This window comes from Variovorax sp. 05T418 (assembly GCF_056396385.1).
This window is the reverse complement of sequence record NZ_JBFTLJ010000004.1, coordinates 1-19,505: the sequence shown is the minus strand read 5'-3', so window position 1 is coordinate 19,505 and position 19,505 is coordinate 1. Positions and strand designations below refer to the sequence as shown.

Here is a 19,505-nt window from a genome sequence, read left to right as displayed (position 1 = left end):
GGGCCGTGCCCCAGCATCGCACTCGCCCGAAGCGCGGGCCTACTCGTTGTACTTGTACGTGGTGTACCTGTAGCCACCGTAGCGGTAGCCATGGCTGCCGTAGTGGCGCCGCGTCAGGTCGATGCCGTTAAAGATGACGCCGCTGACCGCCTTGCCCGCGTGCGCAAGGCGCTTAGCACTTTCGTTGAGTTCGCCGAGCTGGGTCTGGTCCGCGCGGGCCACCAGCAGCACTGCGCCCATGTAGGGTGCAACCGCGGCCGTGTCGGCGGCCACCAGTACCGGCGGCGTATCGATGATGACCAGTTCGTACTGCGCCGAGAGCACGTCGAGCAAGCGCACGAAGGTTTCCGACATCAGCATGTCGGCCGGATTGGTCGGCAGCTTGCCGGTGGTCAGCACGTCGAGGTTGGGTAGCACCTGCGAACGGATGACTTGTTGCGCCGAAAGCTCGCCAGCCAGCAGTTCCGAAAGGCCGCCGTCACGCGGCAGACCAAACTGCTTGTTCAGGTGGCCCTTGCGCATGTCAGCGTCGATCAGCAGCACGCGCTTGCCGGCATGCGCCATGATGGCCGCGAAGTTGCCCGAAACAAAGCTCTTGCCGATGCCAGGAGTCGCGCCCGTGATCAGCACACGGTTGTTGCCGGCTTCGAGTGTGGCGAATTGCAATGCGATCCGCAGGCTGCGTAGCGCCTCGATGGGGGGGCTGTCTGGATGAGTCACTGCCAGCAGCTGGATGCCCTTGGCGCCGGCCGCAACGCTCTGGTCCAGGGTCGTCTGTTCGGGTGTAAAGGGCACAACCGAGTACACCGAGAGGCCGGTATGGGCCTCAATCTCTTGTGGATCCTTGATGCCCGCAAAGAAGCTGCTGCGCATAATGGCCAGCGCCGCGCCAGCCAGCAGGCCCAGCACCAGCGAAATCGCGACAATCAGCGGCTTCTGCGGCTTGATTGGCTCCTTTGTCTTCACGGCCTTGTCGAGCAGGCGCACGTTGCCGGTTTTGCCTTCCTTCACCAAGCGTAGTTGCAGCGCATTGTTCTGAAGCGACTGATAGAGGCCACTATTCACCCGCACGTCGCGCTCGAGGCGCAGCGCATCCTGTTGCAGCGTGGGCATGCGGCTTACGCGCGCATTGAGCCCACCGATCTCCTTCTCGATAGCGACAATTTGCCCATCGATGATCTTCACGCGCGAATTGGCATCGGTGAATCGCGCCGCCACCTCGCGGCGCTTCTGCTGGGTCTCGAGCAGCTTGGTCTGCAGTTCGATGGTCTGGGCGAGCACGCCCTTGGCTTCTTCATCAAAGGCTATGGTGCCGTTCTTGTTCCGAAAGCGCGTGTAAGTGTCTTCAGAGGCTTCGAGCTGGCGCTTGAAAACAGGCAACTGCTCGTCCAGGAATTGCAGTGTTTTCTGCGCCTCCGCGGCCTTGCGTTCGACATTCTGTTGTACATATTGTTCGCCAATGGCATTGAGAATGCGTGAGAGTCGATCGCGGTCGTTGTCTTCCAGCGCTGCGCTGATCACGTTCGATTGCTTGCCCTGTTCAGCGAGTTGCAGGCGTTTTTGCAGATCCTCAATGGTGCGTAGCTGCGAGGCGCGCGATACGACGAATTGCGCGCCCGGCTTTCCTTCGAGTTTGTCGATCAGCAGATCGATTGCGCCGTCTTCCAGCACATGGTGCAGCGGCTGGCCAACAGTGCCGGTCAGCGGCTGGTCCAGCGCGTCGTGTTTCAGGTTGTATTTGCCTTCGCCCAGAGCTGTGACCAAGAACGGCGTTTCATCTTCAAGCTCTGATGGCACATCGAAACGGGCAATGCTGATGCGTTCCTTGCCGTTGACATAACCACCAATGCCGAGGAAACCGGGCTCCGAAAGCCCGTCGGCCCGCCGCGCCAGCCAGGTGCCGAGTACCGGCAGGTAGCGCGGCTTGGCGTCAATATATGCGCGCGTTTGATCTACGGCGGCACCAAGCACCATCCGCGAACGGATAACCTGGATCTCGCCGGTGGCAGGTGTCTTCACATCGAAAAGACTGGAGGTTTCGCCGAGGAAGCCCTTGGCATCGGGGGCCGCATCTTCGACCTGGATCAGCAGGTTGGACTGATAGACCGGAGTGGATAGCAGTGCGTAAGCCACGCCTACTATCAAAGCCAGTACGGTGACAGCGGCAACGAACCACTTGCGATCGAGCAGGATGTCGACGTACTCCGACAAGTTGATCTCATCATCTTCCGGCCTCGTGGCTGAAGTCGCAGCAGCCTGGCCAGCCCGCGCAGCATTGGAAGTAGTCACAGCAGGAGTGTTCATTTGAATTGCCGAATCCGTTCGGCCCATGTCTTGACGCCGGCGTCGATGAGTTGAAGTGCGTGCTCGAAGGCTTCCTGGCCCATGCGGTAGGGGTCGGGGATGTTCAGCTTGGCGGTTTCGGCAAGCCGAAAGACCCTGCCGCGCGTGAGCGGGTAGGTGTTTTCGATGTGGCGGCGCTGCCCCTCGTCCATGGTGAGGATCAGGTCGGCCTGCACACACATGGGCTGGGTGATCTGGCGCGCGCGGTGGGCGCTCAGGTCAAGGCCGCGCGCGGCCATCAATTCCTGGGCAATGGGGTCTGCGGGGTGGCCGATCAATGCACCGGTGCCGGCTGACGAAACGGTGATCTCCGGCAGCGCATCGGCCAGCAGGACATGCGCCATCGGGCTTCGGCAGATGTTGCCAATGCAAACGACAAGAACGGATTTCAACGGGTTCGCCTTTCTTTGAAGGAAAAAACGCTCATGGGCTGCGATCGAAATTCAAGAGGTTGTCTCCGGCACGCGGCGTGTTGTCTGGCGGGGCCGCAAAGTTGAATGCGCCCTGGTCGCGCACGGAGGTCAGTTCATAAAGGGTGTTGCTGCGGGCCAGGCGCGCGCCGCCGTCGCGCGTGAGCGGCGACCACGCAAAGCCCAGCGCAAACTTGCTGGACCGCGGCAGCAGCGCATCGAGCGGAATCGAAAGGTAGATGCCCTTGTCGAAGTCGCCTTCGCCAAACTGCTTTGACGAGACATTGGTCTTGGTGGCGTAGGCGCCCAGCACAAAGCCGTTGTCGAAGCGGCGGATGACTTCGAGCGTCACGCCGCGGTCGCCCGCAAGGTACTGGCCCGCGCTGATCTTGGCCATGACGCCGTTCCAGCCGGTGTCCCAGTAAAGGGTGGCGTGGCCGGTGGTCACCTTGTAGTCGCGCAGGCCAAAGTCCTGGTTGAAGTCGCGCTGGCGCACGCGGTTGATGTCCACGCCAAAGGCCACCGGCGAGCGCGCGGGCCGGTACAGCCATTCGGCGCCCACGCCCGCAAACATGGATTCGAGCAGGCCGCCGTACATGCTGTAGTAGTGATTGCTCGACAGCTGCCCCACGTGCGTGAGCTGCAGCGATGGAATGGTGAAGCGGCTGGAGGTGACGTACTCGCGCTGGTAGGTGCGCACGCGCGGCAGCTCGCTGGGCGCGGTGTAGGTGAACTTGTCGTAGTTGTCGGCCAGCCGCAGGTTGACTGCGCCGCTGAGCCAGGTGCGCTGGGTAAAGCGGTATTCGGCGGTGGCCTGGATGCCAAGCTGGTAGAGCAGGAAGGCGTCGGGCCCGCCGACGATCTGGCCGTAGCTGGGTGCAATGCCAAAGGTGAACTTGTCGCGCGGGCGCACCCAGGGGGCGTTTGTTTTAGGAGCGGCGGCCTCGGTGGCGGCGGTGTTCTGGGCGGGGCTGCTGCGCGTGTCGTCGGGGCGGGCCAGCTCGGGTTCGTAGTCGCGCTTGGACACGGCCCGCGCGGCATGCGGCGGCAAGGCCTCGATGCGCGCGGCCGCCCATTCGGCGCGGTCGATGGCCTGTGCATGCACTGCAAGTCCGCGCTCCGAATAGTGAAAGACAAAGCTCTTGATGGCGTCCGGCGCATCGTGGTGGAGCACCGCAATGGCTTTTTCGACGCGCGCGGTGCGGTAGACGGTGTTGCTGTCGGTCACCCACACGTGCAGCACGTCGTCCTTGGGCGCAATGCGCTCGACGATCCATTCGGTCTGCGCCTCGATCTCGGCCGCGGTGGTGGCCCAGCCGGGGGAGCGCGGGGCGGCCTCTGGCCTGAATTCCGGCAGCGGCCGGTCGAGCGGCTTGGGCGACTGCGACGCGGCCAGGTTGCTCGACAGCGTGAGGCCAATCATGAACTTGTCCCCGCGCTCGAAGCCGGCAGACAGCGTGACCTTGGGTGACACCTGGTAAGACAGGCCGATGTTGATGGGCGAGCGCTGGCGCTGGTTGTTGTTCTGCGGCTCGCTCTGGTAGTCGTTGCCTTCGTATTCGAGCTTGAGCGTGAGCGGGTCCCACGGGGTGCGCCACTGCACGCCGCCAAAGAGGGCGGCCGGGCCACGAAAGTAGGAGCCGAACCTGCCTTGGCTGGTGCTCGAATTGGCGCGGGTGTCGAAGCGGCTGCCCAGCAGCTTGAAGGGGTTGCTGATGTTGCCGCTCGCGCCCAGGTAGCCCCAGCCGATGCCAAGGCTGAAGTCGAGGTCGTACCAGCGCTTGCTTGCCACCAGGTATTCGCCGGAGAACAGGCCGGTACCGCCCAAGTCGCGAAAGCCCAGCGCAAGCTCGGGCACGAGGGGGGTTTCCTTGAGCAGCCGAAACTTGATGTCGATGCTCTTGTCCTTGTTCGACTGGCCGGTGTTGCTGGCTTCGTACGCGCGGTTGGAAATGGAGGTGTAGCGAAAGCCCGCCTCCATCCAGTCGAGGGGCTGGAACATGACGTTCAGCCGCGTGTAGGGCCAGATCGACGTGAGCGATGCGCGCGTGTCGCCGGCCACGCCCATGCGGGCCGATGGCGTTTGCAGCAGGCCGGTTTCGCCCCAGTCGTTGCCGCTGATGTCGAGCGGCCGCGGCTGCGAGGCCACGGCCTCGGGCAGCGTGGCGGCGACGGTGGGGGCGGCGAACACGGGTGCGTTGGCGGCCGGGGGAGCGGTGGTGTTGGTGGTGGGTTCCTGCGGCGACGGGCCTTGCACGGCAAGAAACTTGATGAGGCCTTCCGACAGGTCCGCCAGGGCGGCCATGCGGCGCGGCGGGGCCCAGATCCAGGCGCCGGGCGCGGGCTCGTCGGCGGGCTCGGCGTTCCAGGCGCCGATGCCGGCGCGCGCGGTGCGGCCGTCGGGCTGGGCGATCCAGGCCCAGTCGGCGCCGCTGCCCAGACCGCAGGCGCTCAGATAGTCGAGCGCGGAGCGGCCGCCTTCGTGCGCCACCTGGCAAAAGCTGCCGTCGGGCTGCACCACAGTGACCGAGCGCAGCGGAGCGGGCGGCACCGCGAGCCGCTGGCCTTCGCGCAGCACCGGGTCTTGCCCGGGGTTCGCCTGCAGCCAGCGCGGATCGACAATGCCCAGCGCCACGCGGCCGGTGGCCGGCAGGCTCTGCAGCACGGACAAGAGCTGCTCGCGCGAAGCCCGTTCTTCAGGCGAGGCCGATCGAACGGCCGCTTCCACCCGCACCAGCAGCGACTCTTTCAGGTACTGCTGTGCGAGCAGCTCCTGCGGCACCTGCCATGCAAGGCCGGGGCCGGCTGCATCTTCGGGTTGGCGCAGCAGCCAGTCGCTGAGCCGCTCGCCCGGGCGCACTTGCGCAGCGTCGCCAACAGGGCGGTCGGTGGCTGCGGCATGGGCGGAGGGAGTCATCAACACGATCGCTGCGGCCAACAGGCTGAGGCGGAAGGGGTTGGTGACGGGGCCGGGCGGGGGCGGGGGGCTCATGAACCAGCTGCGCTTGTCGAGGCAACGTTGGCTGGCACAGAGGGATTCCACCGCTCGAAGCTCAAGCACAGATCACGGGAAAGGCACTGCTCGGAATACACCGCCTCGAGCTTGTCGCCCACCTGGGCGAGGCCGAAGCGGGCCGGCGGCAGCGAGGCGGAGGCCGGGCGCGTGCTGCTGCGCTCCTCGATCCAGCGCAGCGAGCTCGCGGGCCGGCCGGCGAGCATGCTGTCGGTGGGCGGCGCGATTTGACGCTGCTCGATGTCGTCGCGTATGCCGGAGCGGTAGCCGGGCATCAGGTCGCGCTCGCGCTGGAAGCGTGTTGTTGCTGTCGTCGTGCTTTCGGCGGCGGTGGCGGAGGGCCAGGCGGGCGCGTTGACAAGGCGCACGGCGCGCCAGTCGGTCGTGAGGCCGGCGGTGGCCACCAGGCGCCCGTGGCGCAGGCGCACCGTTTCACCCGAGGCGCTGTACCAGACCTCTGTAGGACCTTCGGGATGGGGGTCGACGTATCCGAGCACAAGAAACACGGTGCGGCCTTCGAAGGTGGCACGCAAATAGCTGAATTCCGGACGGAATGTGTGGGAGTCCGACGGCGAGGCGTTGTTGTTGTAGAGGTGCCGGGCCGTGGCAAGCATTGCCGAGGAGCCCGAGGAGCATCCGCCCAAAAAAAAGGATGATGCGAGTACGCAACATCCTAGTTTTTGCACCGCGCTGGCGGTGCTTTGGAATCTCGCTGGGAACCCCCCCTTGCGGAGGGCTCCGATCATTACCTGGTGCCGGTGGTACCGGTGGTGCCGGTGCCGCCAGGGCCACCGGGGAGGATGAAACCGCCACCACCGCCGCCGCCGCCACCGCCGAGAGCCGCTGCCAACAGCACGCCGCCGCCAGCTGCCGCACCGATTTGCTGGGTGGTCAGGCCGCCACCGCCGGCTGCGCGCACGGCATCAGCGGCGGTTGTCGGGGGCACAGGCAGTTGTTGTGCAAGGGCCGGCGCAGAGGCCAGGGCTGCAAGAGCCATGGCTGCGATCAGGTGACTATGTTTCATTGAGTTTTTCCCCGTTCGGATGAAGCTTGGAAGTGAGCGACAGCGTCGACAACCGATAGTAACCGGCGATTGCGCATTGTTACCCTAGTCAACGGGGCCGATCTTACCACTGCACAGAGGGAAACAGGTACCTAAAACAGGGGAGGCGGGGCAGGTGGCGGGCCGCTGTACCGAGGCTATTTTGGTGTTACAGGCAGAAACTTAGCCCGGAATTAGAACTTTTGCTCTGCAATTTCAAAATGTTTGACAATTGCAACTTGGTTGCTGTAAATCGGTTATTACCATTGAATTGTTTTGTTTCAACAATTGCGTGACGAGACGGCGCTGCCTGCATCGCCATGCACCAGCCGCTCGAACACATCCTCCGAGCCCATCTGGCCCCCCTTGAGCATGATCTCCATGCCATCCAGCGCGGCATCGTCGCTGTGCACGCGGCACAGCGACGCGCCGGCGCCCATGTCGGCCACGTAAGAGAGGCCCCACGCGTCGAGCGCCTGCACGGCGTGGCTCGAGGTGTCGCCGCCGGCAATGCCGACGCGTTGGAGCGGCGCCATGGCCAGCACCCTGGCGAGCAGGTTGCCGCCGGCGCGCGAAAGGGCCTGGGCATCGACCTTGTTGTCAGCCTCGGTGGGCGCTTCGTTGGCGGGCCGGGTGCAGGCCAGCACGTTGCGGCCGCGGGCGAGGCCCTGCGCGATCTCGCGCGCATGCCGCTCCAGCGTGGCCGCGTCGCGCTGCGCAAGGCGCGGCGCGTCGAGCCACACGGTGTCGAATGAGTGCGCCGCCGCCACCTGGCGCGCGGTGACGGGCGAGAGGCTGCCGGCAAGCACCAGCACGGGGCCGCGCGCTGGGCCCGTACGGCGTGGGTCCGCTTGCGCATCGGCTCGCGTGCCGAGTGTGCCGGCCAGTGCATCGACCACGCTGCTCGGGCCCACGGCCAGCAGCGTGGCGCGCCGGGCTTCGGCCCACAGCACCTGGCCGATGGCGGCGAGCTGCGGGGTATCGGCCACATCGAACAGCACGGCTTCGGCGGTGTTGCCGGCGTCCGTGCGCAGCGCGCGTTGGAGTGCCTCGCCGAGCGCCACCGGTCCCTGCGACGCGGCCGTGAAAGGAATGGAGCGCACGCCGGCCAGGCCCTGCTTGGCCAGGTGCAGCCTCAGGTCCGCCTCATGCATCGGCGTGACCGGATGCCGGCTCATCGTCGGGTGGCGGTCGATGCGGAACACCTCGCCGCCCGCGCCGGCCGCGGCGAACAGGTTGCCGAACAGGCAGTGCCGGCCGATGTTGGGCTGGCCGCCGACGATCGCGGTCCAGGGCTGTTCGACGGCGCCGCGCAGCGTGCGCACGGCCCCGCCGATGGAGCCGATGTGCGGTGCGCTGTCGAAGGTGGAGCAGGTCTTGTAGTGCAGCACGCGTGCGCCCAGCGAGCGGAACAGCGCGGCGACCGGGGCCAGTTCGGCCTGCATGGCTTCGGGCGCCATGGCGCGCGCGGCGCCCGCGATGCCCAGCACGTCGAGCGGCCCGGCCTGCGCGAGCCGCGCGGCGTCGGGCGTCTTCAGGAACAGCAGGGCACGCAGGCCTGCGCGCGCGGCGGTGCCGAGGGTGTCGGTGGCGCCGGTGAAGTCGTCGCCGTAGTAGACGATGGCCGGCGCTTGCGTGGCCGGCATCACGGCTTGCCGAAGAAGGCCAGCGCGCGAGCCAGCTCGGGCGCGCTGCGGGCGGCTTCTTGCAGCGCGGTGCCGGCGCGCGCGGCCGACCAGGCCTGGCGGATGCTGGTGACGCCGGCCGCCGCGCCATCGGGATGCGCGAGGATGCCGCCGCCGGCCATGAAGAGCAGATCGTCGCTGCCGATGGCGGCCCAGGTGGCGGGCACGGTGCCGGCCCACTGGCCTGACGAAAAGGCCGGCATCACGCGGTCGTCAGTGGCATCGGTCAGGGGCGTGAAGCAGTCGCGCGCCGATTCGATGACTTCGCTGTCGGGCTGCGAGAACTTGCCCTGCAGGCCGTGCACGTGCATGTGGTCGACGCCTGCCAACCGCCAGAGCGTCTGGTAGGCCTGGAACGAGATGCCCAGGAGCGGATGGCGCGACAGCGCGCCGTAGCCGTTGCGGTGGCCGTGCAGCGCCAGGCCGGTGTGGCGGCGCAGCGTCTGCATGCCCGAATGGCCGCACCAGTTGAGGCTGGCCATGACGCACGATCCGCCTTCGCGCTCGACGAGGTCGGCATGCCGCTTCATCGCATCGGTTTCGTCGGTGATGTTGAAGGCCACCATCACGTGCTTGCCGGTGCGCTCCTGGTGGGCGCGCACCACGGCCATCACGGCGGGCACGCGCTCGGCGAGCGGGGCGTGCGCGGGGTTGGCGCAGACCTCGTCGTCCTTGATGAAGTCGACGCCCGCGGCGCAGAGCCTGGCGACGAGTTCGGCGGTCTCGCCGGCGGACAGCCCCACGTTGGGCTTGATGATGGTGCCGACCAGCGCGCCGCTCGCCACGACGGTGATGCGCCGCGTGCCCGCGATGCCGGCGCGCGGCATCTCGAACTGCGCGCGGTACGCGGCCGGCAGCTGCAGCGATTCGAGCCGCAGGCCCGTTACTTCGCCCAAGTCGTAGAGGTTGCCCGACACGGTGGCTGCGAGCGTCGGCAGGTTGGCGCCGATGTTCGCCACCGGAAACGAGATGTCGATGTGCGCACGGCGCCATGGGCCGCGCGCGCCTTTGCGCTCCAGCAGTGCGTTGGGCAGGCTCGGCGCCTCGGCCGGTGCGAGCTCGGTGATGGCCTCGACCGTGGCGCGCGCACGTTCGCGCAGCGCATCGGTCTCTCCCTCGACGCGCGTGAAGGTGCCGCACGATTGTTCGCCGGCCATCACCTCGGCCACCGCGGCCGGGTCCAGCGGCGTCTCGACGAGGTAGCGCGCGCGGATGCGTTCGGCCACGGTCACAGCTTGCTCAGGTCAGGGAAGGGCCGCACCGGCTCGCTGCCGTCCCAGCCTTCGGAGGCGCTGCGGATCAGGTCGAACATCTTGCCCTTGGGCCCCGCCACTTCGGACAGCTCGATCACCGTGCCCGGGTGGTATTCGGTGTCGAAGTAGATGAAGCGGCCGCGCTCGCCCACCTCGCCGCTCATCACGGGCTTGAAGCCCTGCGCGGTGAGGCGCGCCAGGTCGGCGTCGTAGTCGGCCGTCCAGTAGGCGACGTGCTGCAGCCCGGTGCGGCCGGCCTGGAGGAAGTCGCGGTACATCGAGGGCACGTCGTTGCGCGTCTGGATCAGCTCGACCTGCACATAGCCCGAATTGGCCAGCGCCACCGAGTTGTGGGGCTCGTGCACCTGGCCGTTGTAGCGGTAGTTCTTGATCGGCACCTTGGGGTTGTAGAACCAGGGGCCCACGCCCAGCGTGGTGCTCCAGTAGTCCATGGCGGCCTCGATGTCGTGCACGACATAGCCCAGCTGGCGAATCTCGCCGAGGAATCGACTCATTGCGGTTGGCTCCGTTGATGTGAGTGTGTTGTTGTGGTCAGAACTTGAGAAAACCGGTCGAGAACCACGGGAACGCGGCCACGATCGCCAGGCCCGCCAGCATCGCGGCGATGTAGCCCCAGATGTGCTTGATGCCTTCGTCGGGGCTGACCTTGCTGACGGCGCAGGCGCCGTAGTAGCCCACGCCGAAGGGCGGCGCGAACAGGCCGATGCCCATCGCAAAGATCACCACCATGGCGTAGTGCACTTCATGCACGCCCGCGGCCTTGGCAATGGGAAAGAGCAGCGGCCCGAACAGCACGATGGCCGGAATGCCCTCGAGCACGCTGCCCAGCACGATGAAGGCGACGATCGACACGGCCAGGAAGCCGTAGGCGCCGCCCGGCAGCGCGCCCATGACGCGTGCCAGGTCCTGCGAGAAGCCCGACTGCGTGAGGCCCCAGGCCATGGCCGTGGCGCAGCCAACGATGAAGATGATCGCGCCCGAGAGCGAGGCCGTGTCGACCAGCATCGGCTTGAGCCGCTTCCAGTCGAACTGCCGGTACACCAGCAGCCCGACGATGGCCGAGTAGACGATGCCGATGGTCGACACCTCGGTGGCCGTGGCCACGCCCTCGACCACGGCGGCGCGGATCACGAAGGGCAGCAGCACCGCGGGCAGCGCCACCAGCAGCAGCTTGCCGATCTCGCGCTTGCTGTGGCGCTGCACACCGCTCAGGTCTTCGCGCCGGTAGCGCCACCACACCACCACGCACAGCGCGGCGCCCAGCACCACGGCCGGCAGCAGGCCGCCCGTGAACAGCGCGGCAATCGAAATGCCCGTGACCGAGCCGATGGTGATGAGCACGATCGATGGCGGAATGGTCTCGGTCTGCGCGCCCGTGGCCGACAGCAGCGCCACCAGGTCGCCGGGCTTGGCGCCGCGCTTGACCATCTCGGGGAACAGCACCGGCGCAATGGCCGCCATGTCGGCGATCTTGGAGCCCGAGATGCCCGACACCAGGTACATCGCGCCAATCAGCACATACGAGAGGCCGCCGCGCACATGGCCCAGCAGGCTCGCAAGAAACTGGATCATGGCGCGCGCCATGCCCGTCATTTCGATCAGCGCACCCAGGAAGATGAAGAGCGGCACCGCGAGCAGGATCAGGTGCGACATGCCTTCGTCGAGCCGCCCCACCATCACCAGGAGCGGCGTGCGCGTGGTGAGCGCCAGGTAGCCGAAGGTGGCCAGCGCGAAAGAGAAAGCGATGGGCACGCCAGAGAGCACGGTGGCCGCCACCACCACCACGAAGAAGATCACCAGGTTGAACTTGCCGAGCGTGGCAAAGAGCGGCGCCGCCAGCCAGAAGGCCGCCACCAGCGCTGCCATGCCGAGCACCGCGACGGCAATTTGCCGCCCGGTGCACACGCGCACGAGCCGCAGCAGCGCCATTGCCAGCATGATGGCGATGCCCGCCGGAATGGCCGCGGCGCGCCAGGCGTTGCTGATCTCCAATGCGGGCGTGACGATGAACGATTCTTCGTGCGCATAGTCGACCGAGGGCCAGACGATCAGCACCAGGAACGCGATCGATGCCGCGATGGCAAAGGCGTCGAGCATGGCGCGCGTCGAGGGCTGCACCTTCTGCAGCAGCGCCGTCATGCGCATGTGCTCGCCGCGCCGCAGCGCCACCACCGCGCCCAGCATCGAGAGCCACAGGAAGAGGATGGACGCGAGCTCGTCCGACCACACCAGCGGCGCATGGAACACATAGCGCGACACCACGCCCGCGAACAGCACGCAGATCTCGGCCAGCACCAGCAGCGCGGCCACGGCCTCGACCAGGCCGCCGAGCACGCGGTCGGCGCGGCCGGCCATGCCGCTCAGTGCGTTGGCGGACGGCCCGGCGCCTACGAACGGGGCCGCCTCGAAAGTGGATTCATGCACCATGGCCGCTCAGGCCAGCTTGCCGACGGCGCCTTCGAGCAGCGCCCACGCCTCGGGGCCGAAGCGGCCCTTCCACTCGCCGTAGAAGCCCGATTCGCGCAGCTTGGCGCGAAAGCTCTCGGCCACCGGGCGGTTGATGCTGAGGCCCTTGGCCTGCAGGTCTCCCACCACCGATTCGTTGAGCTTCTTGATGTCTTCACGCTGCTGCATGCCGGCGTCGTTGATGGCGCGCGCGACGATGGTCTTGAGGTCGTCGGGCAGTGCCTCCCAGGCGCGGCCGTTGGCAATGAACCAGTAGCCGTCCCAGATGTGGTTGGTGAGCGAGCAGAACTTCTGCACCTCGAACAGCTTGGCCACCTGGATGATGGGGAGCGGGTTTTCCTGCGCATCGACGATCTTGGTCTGCAGGGCCGAGTACACCTCGCTGAACTGCAGGCTCGCGGGCGCGGCGCCCAGGCCCTTGAACATCGAGATCGACAGCGGGCTCACGGGCACGCGGATCTTCAGGCCGTCCATGTCCTTGGCGCTGGTGACCGGCGCCTTGCTGCTGGTGGTCTGGCGAAAGCCGTTGTCCCACATCTTCTCGAAGGCGTAGAGGCGCGACTTGGCAATGGCGCCGCGCACATGGGCGCCGAGCTTGCCGTCCATGGCGCCCCACACCTGGCCGTAGTCGTTGAACGCAAAGCCCACCGCGTTGATGGCGGCCACCGGCACCAGCGTGGCAATCACCAGCGCCGAGGGCGTGAAGAAGTCGATGCCGCCCGAGCGCACCTGCGCCAGCATGTCGGTGTCGCCGCCGAGCTGGTTGTTGGGGAAGATCTTGATCTCGACCCGGCCCTTGCTTTCCTTGGCGATGCGGTCGGCCGCCTCTTGCGCGCGGATGTTCAGCGGATGGCTGAGCGGCAGGTTGTTGCCGTACTTGTACGAGAACTCCGCGGCGCGCGCGATGCGCGGCACGGCCGACACGATGCCGGCGGCGGGGAGGGCGGAAAGCGTGCGCAAGGCACCGCGGCGGGTCAGGCGAGTGAGCGAGGTCATGTCTTTTGTCTCCAGGATCTTCGGAATGCGGTTGATGCAATCTGATGCACCATTGGATTCGAGCCACAGCGAAGATAAAAGCATGCATGATCCGGGTCAAACTCGATCTTGATGGTTTTTGATGTATGCGGGATAACCCTTCAACCGATGCGCGGCGCGCGCGCGTGGTCGACATCGCGCGGGCCGCGCAGGTGTCGACCGCCACCGTCGACCGCGTGCTCAACCGCCGCCCCGGCGTGCGCGACGCCACGGTGCAGCGCGTGCTCAAGGCCGCGGGCGAGCTCGACTACCTGCCGGGCCCCGAGCTCTATGCCGCGCTCACGCCGCCGCCTTTGCGGCTGGTGTTCCTGCTGCCCGCCGGCACCAACCGCTTCATCCGCATGCTGGGCGACATGGTGGGCTATTCGCAGGAGCACTGGGCGCCGTTCAACGTGCAGTGCCGCACGGTGTTCATCGAGAGCTTCAATCCGCACGAGCTGGCGGATGCGCTGCGGCGCCACGGCCAGCGCTGCGACGGCATCGCGATGATGGCGCTGGAGCACCCCGCGGTGCGCGAGGCGGTGGCGGCGCTGGCGGCGCGCGGGCTGCCGGTGGTCACGCTGATCTCGGACCTGTCGAACTCCGAGCGCGCGGCCTTCGTGGGGCTCGACAACCGCGCGGCCGGCCGCACCGCGGGCTACCTCATCGGCCGCTTCATCGGTGCGCGCGCGGCAAAGGTGGCGCTCATCGCGGGCAGCCTGAGCTACAAGGCGCATGAAGAGCGCGAGGCCGGCTTCCTGCACGTGATCGACGAGATGTTTCCGCGGCTCGAGGTGGTGGGCCTGCGCGAAGGGCAGGACGACGCCGGCAAGAACTACCGGCAGACACGCGCGCTGCTGGAGCAATACCCCGACATGGGCGGCATCTACAACATTGGCGGTGCGTCCGACGGCGTGGCGCGCGCGCTGAAGGAAGCGGGGCGCGAGCAGAAGGTGGTGTTCATCGGGCACGGGCTCACGCCCGACACGCGCACGCTGCTGATCGACGGCAGCATGGACGCGGTGATCACGCAGAGCCCGCACACCACGCTGATGAGCTGCGTGCGCATCTTCGCCAACCTGCGCGACGGGCGCGAGGCGCTCAGCGGCGTGGAAACCACGCGCAGCCAGGTGATCTTCCGCGAGAACCTGCCCTAGGATTTTCTCGCGCCGAGGCCTTCGATCAGTAGGCCGCGCGCGGCGCGGGCTCTTCGGCCGCCGGTGCGCCGCTGAAGTCGGCCGCGAGCTTGCGAGCCGCGCCCGCGAACAGCAGCACGTCGACACCCACCGCAACAAAGCTGCAGCCCAGCTCCAGGTAGCGCCGCGCCAGCTTCGGGTCGGAAGTCAGCGTGCCCGCGGCCTTGCCCGAGGCCACGATGGTGCGCATGGCGGCCTCGATGGCGGCCTGCACTTCGGGATGGCCGGGCCGGCCGCGGTGGCCCATCGACGCGGCCAGGTCGGCCGGGCCGATGAAGACGCCGTCGATACCGTCCACCGCGCAGATCTGCGGCAGGTTGGAGAGTGCCGCCACGGTTTCGGCCTGCACCAGCAGGCAGACCTCCGCATCGGCGATGTCGAGGTAGTCGGTGCGTGCACTCCACTGCGAGGCGCGTCCCACCGCGCTGCCGACGCCGCGGATGCCCAGCGGCGGATAGCGCGTGGCCGACACCAGTGCGCGCGCCTGTTCGGCCGTGTCGACCATGGGCACCAGCAGGTTCTTGGCGCCGATGTCGAGCAGCTGCTTGATGAGCGCCGTGTCGCCCTGCACCGCGCGCACCACCGGCTGGGCGCGGTGGGGCGCCACGGCCTGCAAGGCGGCCAGCGTGGAGCGCAGGTCGTTGGGCGCGTGCTCGCCGTCGATCAGCAGCCAGTCGAAGCCGGCGGTGGCGCTCACCTCGGCCATGTAGGGGTCGGCCATCGAGAGCCAGAGGCCGATCTGCGGCTGTTTGGCGGCCAGGGCTGTCTTGAAGGCGTTGAGGGCGGGCATGTTTTTTCTTTTCCGTTGGATGTGCAGGGTGGGTCAGTCCAGCTGGCCCTGGCAGACGTATTTGGTATGCAGGTAGTCGTCCAGGCCATGGACCGAGCCTTCGCGGCCGTAGCCCGAATCCTTCACGCCGCCGAAAGGCGCGGCCTCCGCGGCCAGCGCGCCTTCGTTGATGCCGACGATGCCGGCTTCGAGCGCATCCGCCACGCGCCAGATGCGGCGCACGTCGCGCGAGTAGAAGTACGCGGCCAGGCCGAAGGGCGTGTCGTTGGCCTGGGCCACCACCTCGGCTTCGCTGGCGAAGCGCGTCAGCGGAACAACGGGGCCGAAGGTTTCTTCGCAGGCGCAGGCCATGGCGGCGTCGGCGTTGACCAGCACGGTGGGCGCGAAGTAGTTCGGCCCGAGCGCGGGCAGCCGCGTGCCGCCCGCGAGCACGCGTGCGCCGCGCGAAACGGCGTCCTGCACATGGCGCTCGATCTTCTCGATGGCGCGCGCATTGATCATCGGGCCGATCTGTGAGGCCGGGTCGCTGGCCGGGCCGACGCGCAGCGATCCGACACGTGCCGCGAGCAGCCCCGCAAACTCGTCATGCACGGCCTCGTGCACGAACACGCGGTTCGGACACACGCAGGTCTGGCCGCCGTTGCGGAACTTGGCGGCCATCAGGCCGTCGACCGCGGCGTGCAGGTCGGCATCCTCGAACACGATGAAGGGCGCATTGCCGCCGAGTTCGAGCGACAGCTTCTTGAGCGTGTCGGCCGAGCGGCGCGCCAGGTGCTTGCCGACCGGCGTCGATCCGGTGAAGGTGATCTTGCGCACGCGGGCATCGTCCAGCCAGGCGTCGACCACCTCGGGCGTGCGCTCGCGCGAGGCCGTCACGATGTTGAGCACGCCCGCGGGCACGCCGGCCTGCGCGGCCAGCGCCACCAGCGCGAGCGAGGTGAGCGGCGTGTCCTCGGCCGGCTTACACACCACGGTGCAGCCCGCGGCCAGCGCCGGCGCGATCTTGCGCGCGATCATCGCGGCCGGAAAATTCCAGGGCGTGATCGCGGCCACCACGCCCACCGGCTCCTTGATGGCGAACATGCGCCGGCCCGGAACAGGCGCGGGAATCACGTCGCCATTGGCGCGCGTGGCCTCTTCGGCAAACCACTCGATGTAGCTGGCGGCGTAGGCGACCTCGCCGATGCCTTCGGCCAGCGGCTTGCCCTGTTCGCGCGAGATCAGGCGGCCCAGGTCTTCCTGATGCGCGAGCACCAGGTCGTTCCAGCGCTTGAGGATCTGCGCGCGCTGCTTGGCCGGCGTGCGGCGCCACGCGGGGAAGGCGGCGTGCGCGGCATCGGCGGCGGCACGCGCGGCATCGGCGCCGGAGTCGGGCACCTGCGCGATGAGCGCGCCGGTGGCGGGATCGGTCACGTCGAGCGTGCGGCCGGCGGCCGCGCACCATTCGCCGGCGATGAAGTTGGCGGTGCGCTGCAGGTCGGGGCGGGTGAGATTGAGAGGCATGTCCGTCGGTATCAAAAGAAAGTCAACTCACGATGCCCAGGTGCCATGGCACGAATTCATGGTCGCCCAGGCCCAGCGCTTCGCTGCGTGTCCGCTCGCCGGAGGCATGGCGCAATATCTGCTCGAAGATCCGCTGGCCCAGCTCGGGCACCGAGAGCTCTCCGTCGAGCACCACGCCGCAGTTGATGTCCATGTCCTCCTCGAGGCGCTTGAACATCGGCGTGTTGCTGGCCAGCTTGATGGTCGGCGCGGGCTTGCTGCCGAACATCGAGCCGCGCCCGGTGGTGAAGCAGATCAGCTGCGCGCCGCTCGCGATCTGCCCGGTCACGGCCACCGGGTCGTAGCCCGGCGAATCCATGAAGACGAAGCCGGCCTGGTCGATGGGCTCGGCGTATTCGTACACGGCCTGCAGCGGCGTGGTGCCGCCCTTCATGGCCGAGCCCAGCGATTTCTCGAAGATGTTGGCCAGCCCGCCGGCCTGGTTGCCGTGCCCCACCACGCCGTTGAACTGCGCGTTCTGGCCCGCCGCATAGCGCTCCCACCAGGCCAGCCGGTCGAGCAGCTTCTGGCCGACCTCGGGCGTGGCGGCGCGCCGCGTGAGCATGAATTCGACGCCGTGGATCTCGGGTGTTTCCGAAAGAATGGCGGTGCCGCCGTGGCGCACCAGCACGTCCATGGCCGCGCCCAATGCCGGGTTGGCCGTGATGCCCGAGAAGCCGTCGGAGCCGCCGCACTCCAGGCCGATCTTCAGGTGGTTGGCGCCCACGCGGGTGCGCTCGGCCGCGTTGGCCTCGGGCAGCATTTCTTCCACGGCGCGGATGCCGGCCTCGATGGTCTGGCGCGTGCCGCCCACGTCCTGCATGACCATCGTGCGCATCAGGCGGCCCTGCTGCAGGCCCTGCGAGTCGACCAGCGCATCGACCTGGTTGCGCTCGCAGCCCAGGCCCACGATCAGCACGCCGGCCAGGTTGGGATGGCGCGCATAGCCGGCCAAGGTGCGCCGCAGCACGTCGAAGTGCTCGCTCGGGGACGACATGCCGCAGCCGCTGGTCTGCGCGAAGGCGGCCACGCCGTCCACGTTGGGAAAGGCCGCCAGGCGCTCGGGCGTGAAGTGCGCCGCGATGCGCTTGATGACGGTGGCCGAGCAGTTGACCGACGACAAAATGCCGATGAAGTTGCGCGTGCCCACGCGGCCGTCGGCCCGCACAAAGCCCATGAAGGTGGCGCGCTCGGCCTCGGGCACGTAGGCCACCGGCCGCAGGTCCTGGCAGAAGGCCGGGTCGCGGTAGGAGTCGACCAGCGTGAGGTTGTGGCTGTGCACGTAGTCGCCCGCCTCCAGGTCGCGCGAGGCCACGCCAATGACCGTGTCGTACTTCTTCACCTGCTCGCCGGCCGCAATGGCGCGCGACGCGATCTTGTGTCCCGCGGGAATCTGCGCGCGCGCCCGCACGCCGAATTCGGCAATCGTTTCGCCGAGGGCGATGGGTGTCTTGGCAACCAGCACGTTGTCGTGCGGGTGCAGGCGAAGCAGGGGGCTGTCGGCCATCAACCTTTCTCCATCAGTTCCTTGAGATTGAGCTTGCGGATCAGCTCGGTCTCCTGGCGGTAGACGGCTTCGACGTACCTGCGGTACTCGGGGCCGTCCTGGTACATGACCGGCGCGTCGATGCTGTCGGCCACCTTCTTGAATTCCTCGCTGGCAACGGCCACGCGGAACGCATCGCGCAGCTTCTTTTCCACCGCCGGCGGCAGCCCGCGCGGCGCGCCGATGCCGTTGGGTGCTTCCACCACCACGTCGTAGCCCAGCTCCTTGAGCGTGGGCGTGTCCTTGAAGCGCGGCGTGCGCGCCTCGCCCCAGGTCGCGAGCAGCCGCAGCTTGCCGCTTTCGACATGCGGCGCCCAGGAGCTGCTGTCGGCCAGCATGTCGACCTGTTCGCCCAGCACGTCCTGCAGCGCGGCCGAGCCGCCCTTGTAGGCAATGGCGTTGAACTTGACGCCGGCCGCCTGCGCGAACTGCTCCATGCCCACGTGGGTGGCGCCGCCCACGCCGGCATGCGCGTAGCTGACGACGCCCGGCTTGGCCTTGGCCTGCGCCACCATGTCGCGCAGCGACTTGAAGGGCGAACTGGCCGGCACCGCGATGCCGAAGGTCTGGCCCGAGGTGCGCGCGAGGTAGCTCAGGTCCTTGAGCGGATCGATCTGCACGGTGCCGATCTGCGCGAAGCGCGTCACCGAGATGGGGATCTGCCCGATGGTGTAGCCGTCCGGCCGGGCCGAGGCCAGCGCCTTGGTGCCGATCATTCCCGAGGCGCCCGCGCGGTTCTCCAGCGCAATGGGCTGGCCGAGCTCGCGCGCCGCAATCTGGCAAATGGCGCGCATCGAGCGATCGGCCGTGCCGCCGGCGGGCCACGGGCAGATGAAGGTGATGGGGCGTTCCGGGTAGTCGGCCGCGAAGGCGCGGCCGGTGGCGGTGGCGAGCGCGGCGGCGCCAAGGCCGCCCAGCACCAGTTGGCGCCGCTGCAGGGTGCGATGCAAGGTCATGCGTGTGTCTCCGACGATTGTTGTTCGAGAAAGCTGGGCGCATTCTTCAGTAGTTTGTCATCGGGCAGGCCCGACCCCTGGGCATGAAGCGTGGGTCGTGGCTGGCGATCGATGACGCATGGTCATAGGATGGAGCTCGGCACTGCTGACGAGGTCGGCGTTTGCTTGGTGTTGCGAACCCGTTCAGTAGTTGGACCCGCAGTCCTGCGAGCACCCCGGAATGTGGCA

The 19,505-nt window shown here is 67.6% G+C and carries 15 protein-coding genes; 1 reads left to right on the top strand and 14 read right to left on the bottom strand.

The annotated features are described in order from the left end of the window. Nucleotides 1-39: 39 nt before the first annotated feature. The 10 genes from AC1DMS_RS08520 to AC1DMS_RS08475 all read right to left on the bottom strand — a co-directional run bounded on the left by AC1DMS_RS08520 (nt 40) and on the right by AC1DMS_RS08475 (nt 13,229). On the bottom strand, nt 40-2,304 hold the full coding sequence (locus AC1DMS_RS08520) for a polysaccharide biosynthesis tyrosine autokinase (protein WP_478180854.1): 2,265 nt from the start codon (nt 2,302-2,304) through the stop codon (nt 40-42). Beyond that, nucleotides 2,301-2,735 carry a low molecular weight protein-tyrosine-phosphatase gene (locus tag AC1DMS_RS08515; RefSeq protein ID WP_478180853.1) on the bottom strand — a complete coding sequence of 145 codons (435 nt, stop codon included), beginning with the start codon at nt 2,733-2,735 and terminating at the stop codon, nt 2,301-2,303. The genes AC1DMS_RS08520 and AC1DMS_RS08515 overlap by 4 nt, the downstream gene beginning before the upstream one ends. A 31-nt stretch (nt 2,736-2,766) precedes the next feature. Then, complete coding sequence (locus AC1DMS_RS08510) at nt 2,767-5,745, bottom strand: YjbH domain-containing protein (protein ID WP_478180852.1); 2,979 nt, start codon at nt 5,743-5,745, stop codon at nt 2,767-2,769. Then, nucleotides 5,742-6,380: a YjbF family lipoprotein gene (locus AC1DMS_RS08505; RefSeq protein WP_478180851.1), complete on the bottom strand. Its 639-nt coding sequence runs from the start codon at nt 6,378-6,380 to the stop codon at nt 5,742-5,744. The genes AC1DMS_RS08510 and AC1DMS_RS08505 overlap by 4 nt, the downstream gene beginning before the upstream one ends. Nucleotides 6,381-6,511: 131 nt before the next feature. Further along, entirely contained in the window at nt 6,512-6,790 is a 279-nt protein-coding gene (locus AC1DMS_RS08500) for a hypothetical protein (protein ID WP_478180850.1), read from the bottom strand. Nucleotides 6,791-7,089: 299 nt separating this feature from the next. Further along, nucleotides 7,090-8,454 carry a four-carbon acid sugar kinase family protein gene (locus AC1DMS_RS08495; protein WP_436299845.1) on the bottom strand — a complete coding sequence of 455 codons (1,365 nt, stop codon included), beginning with the start codon at nt 8,452-8,454 and terminating at the stop codon, nt 7,090-7,092. After that, on the bottom strand, nt 8,454-9,725 hold the full coding sequence (locus AC1DMS_RS08490; protein WP_436299846.1) for a ribulose-bisphosphate carboxylase large subunit family protein: 1,272 nt from the start codon (nt 9,723-9,725) through the stop codon (nt 8,454-8,456). Before AC1DMS_RS08490 ends, AC1DMS_RS08495 begins: the two co-directional genes overlap by 1 nt. Next, on the bottom strand, nt 9,722-10,261 hold the full coding sequence (locus tag AC1DMS_RS08485) for a VOC family protein (protein WP_436299847.1): 540 nt from the start codon (nt 10,259-10,261) through the stop codon (nt 9,722-9,724). Before AC1DMS_RS08485 ends, AC1DMS_RS08490 begins: the two co-directional genes overlap by 4 nt. A 37-nt stretch (nt 10,262-10,298) precedes the next feature. Then, nucleotides 10,299-12,194, bottom strand: coding sequence for a TRAP transporter large permease (locus AC1DMS_RS08480; protein WP_436299848.1), 1,896 nt, complete (start codon nt 12,192-12,194; stop codon nt 10,299-10,301). Between the two features lie 6 nt (nt 12,195-12,200). Next, entirely contained in the window at nt 12,201-13,229 is a 1,029-nt protein-coding gene (locus AC1DMS_RS08475) for a TRAP transporter substrate-binding protein (protein ID WP_478180849.1), read from the bottom strand. Between the two features lie 125 nt (nt 13,230-13,354). On the opposite strand from AC1DMS_RS08475, the gene AC1DMS_RS08470 reads away from it, so the two are divergent. Beyond that, the gene (locus tag AC1DMS_RS08470) at nt 13,355-14,404 is read left to right on the top strand and encodes a LacI family DNA-binding transcriptional regulator (protein ID WP_478180848.1); all 1,050 of its coding nucleotides are present in this window, start codon (nt 13,355-13,357) and stop codon (nt 14,402-14,404) included. Between the two features lie 25 nt (nt 14,405-14,429). Here AC1DMS_RS08470 and hpaI read toward each other — a convergent pair whose 3' ends face one another. The 4 genes from hpaI to AC1DMS_RS08450 are packed head-to-tail and all read right to left on the bottom strand — an operon-like array spanning nt 14,430 to nt 19,277. Beyond that, nucleotides 14,430-15,233 (bottom strand): 4-hydroxy-2-oxoheptanedioate aldolase, encoded by an 804-nt coding sequence (gene hpaI / locus AC1DMS_RS08465; RefSeq protein WP_478180847.1) that lies wholly within the window; start codon nt 15,231-15,233, stop codon nt 14,430-14,432. 33 nt (nt 15,234-15,266) lie between these two features. Next, nucleotides 15,267-16,736 carry an NAD-dependent succinate-semialdehyde dehydrogenase gene (locus AC1DMS_RS08460; protein ID WP_478180846.1) on the bottom strand — a complete coding sequence of 490 codons (1,470 nt, stop codon included), beginning with the start codon at nt 16,734-16,736 and terminating at the stop codon, nt 15,267-15,269. Nucleotides 16,737-16,758: 22 nt separating this feature from the next. Beyond that, nucleotides 16,759-18,282, bottom strand: a complete 1,524-nt coding sequence (locus tag AC1DMS_RS08455; protein WP_436289132.1) for a UxaA family hydrolase — start codon at nt 18,280-18,282, stop codon at nt 16,759-16,761. After that, complete coding sequence (locus AC1DMS_RS08450; RefSeq protein ID WP_436289133.1) at nt 18,282-19,277, bottom strand: tripartite tricarboxylate transporter substrate binding protein; 996 nt, start codon at nt 19,275-19,277, stop codon at nt 18,282-18,284. Before AC1DMS_RS08450 ends, AC1DMS_RS08455 begins: the two co-directional genes overlap by 1 nt. Nucleotides 19,278-19,505: the final 228 nt, after the last annotated feature.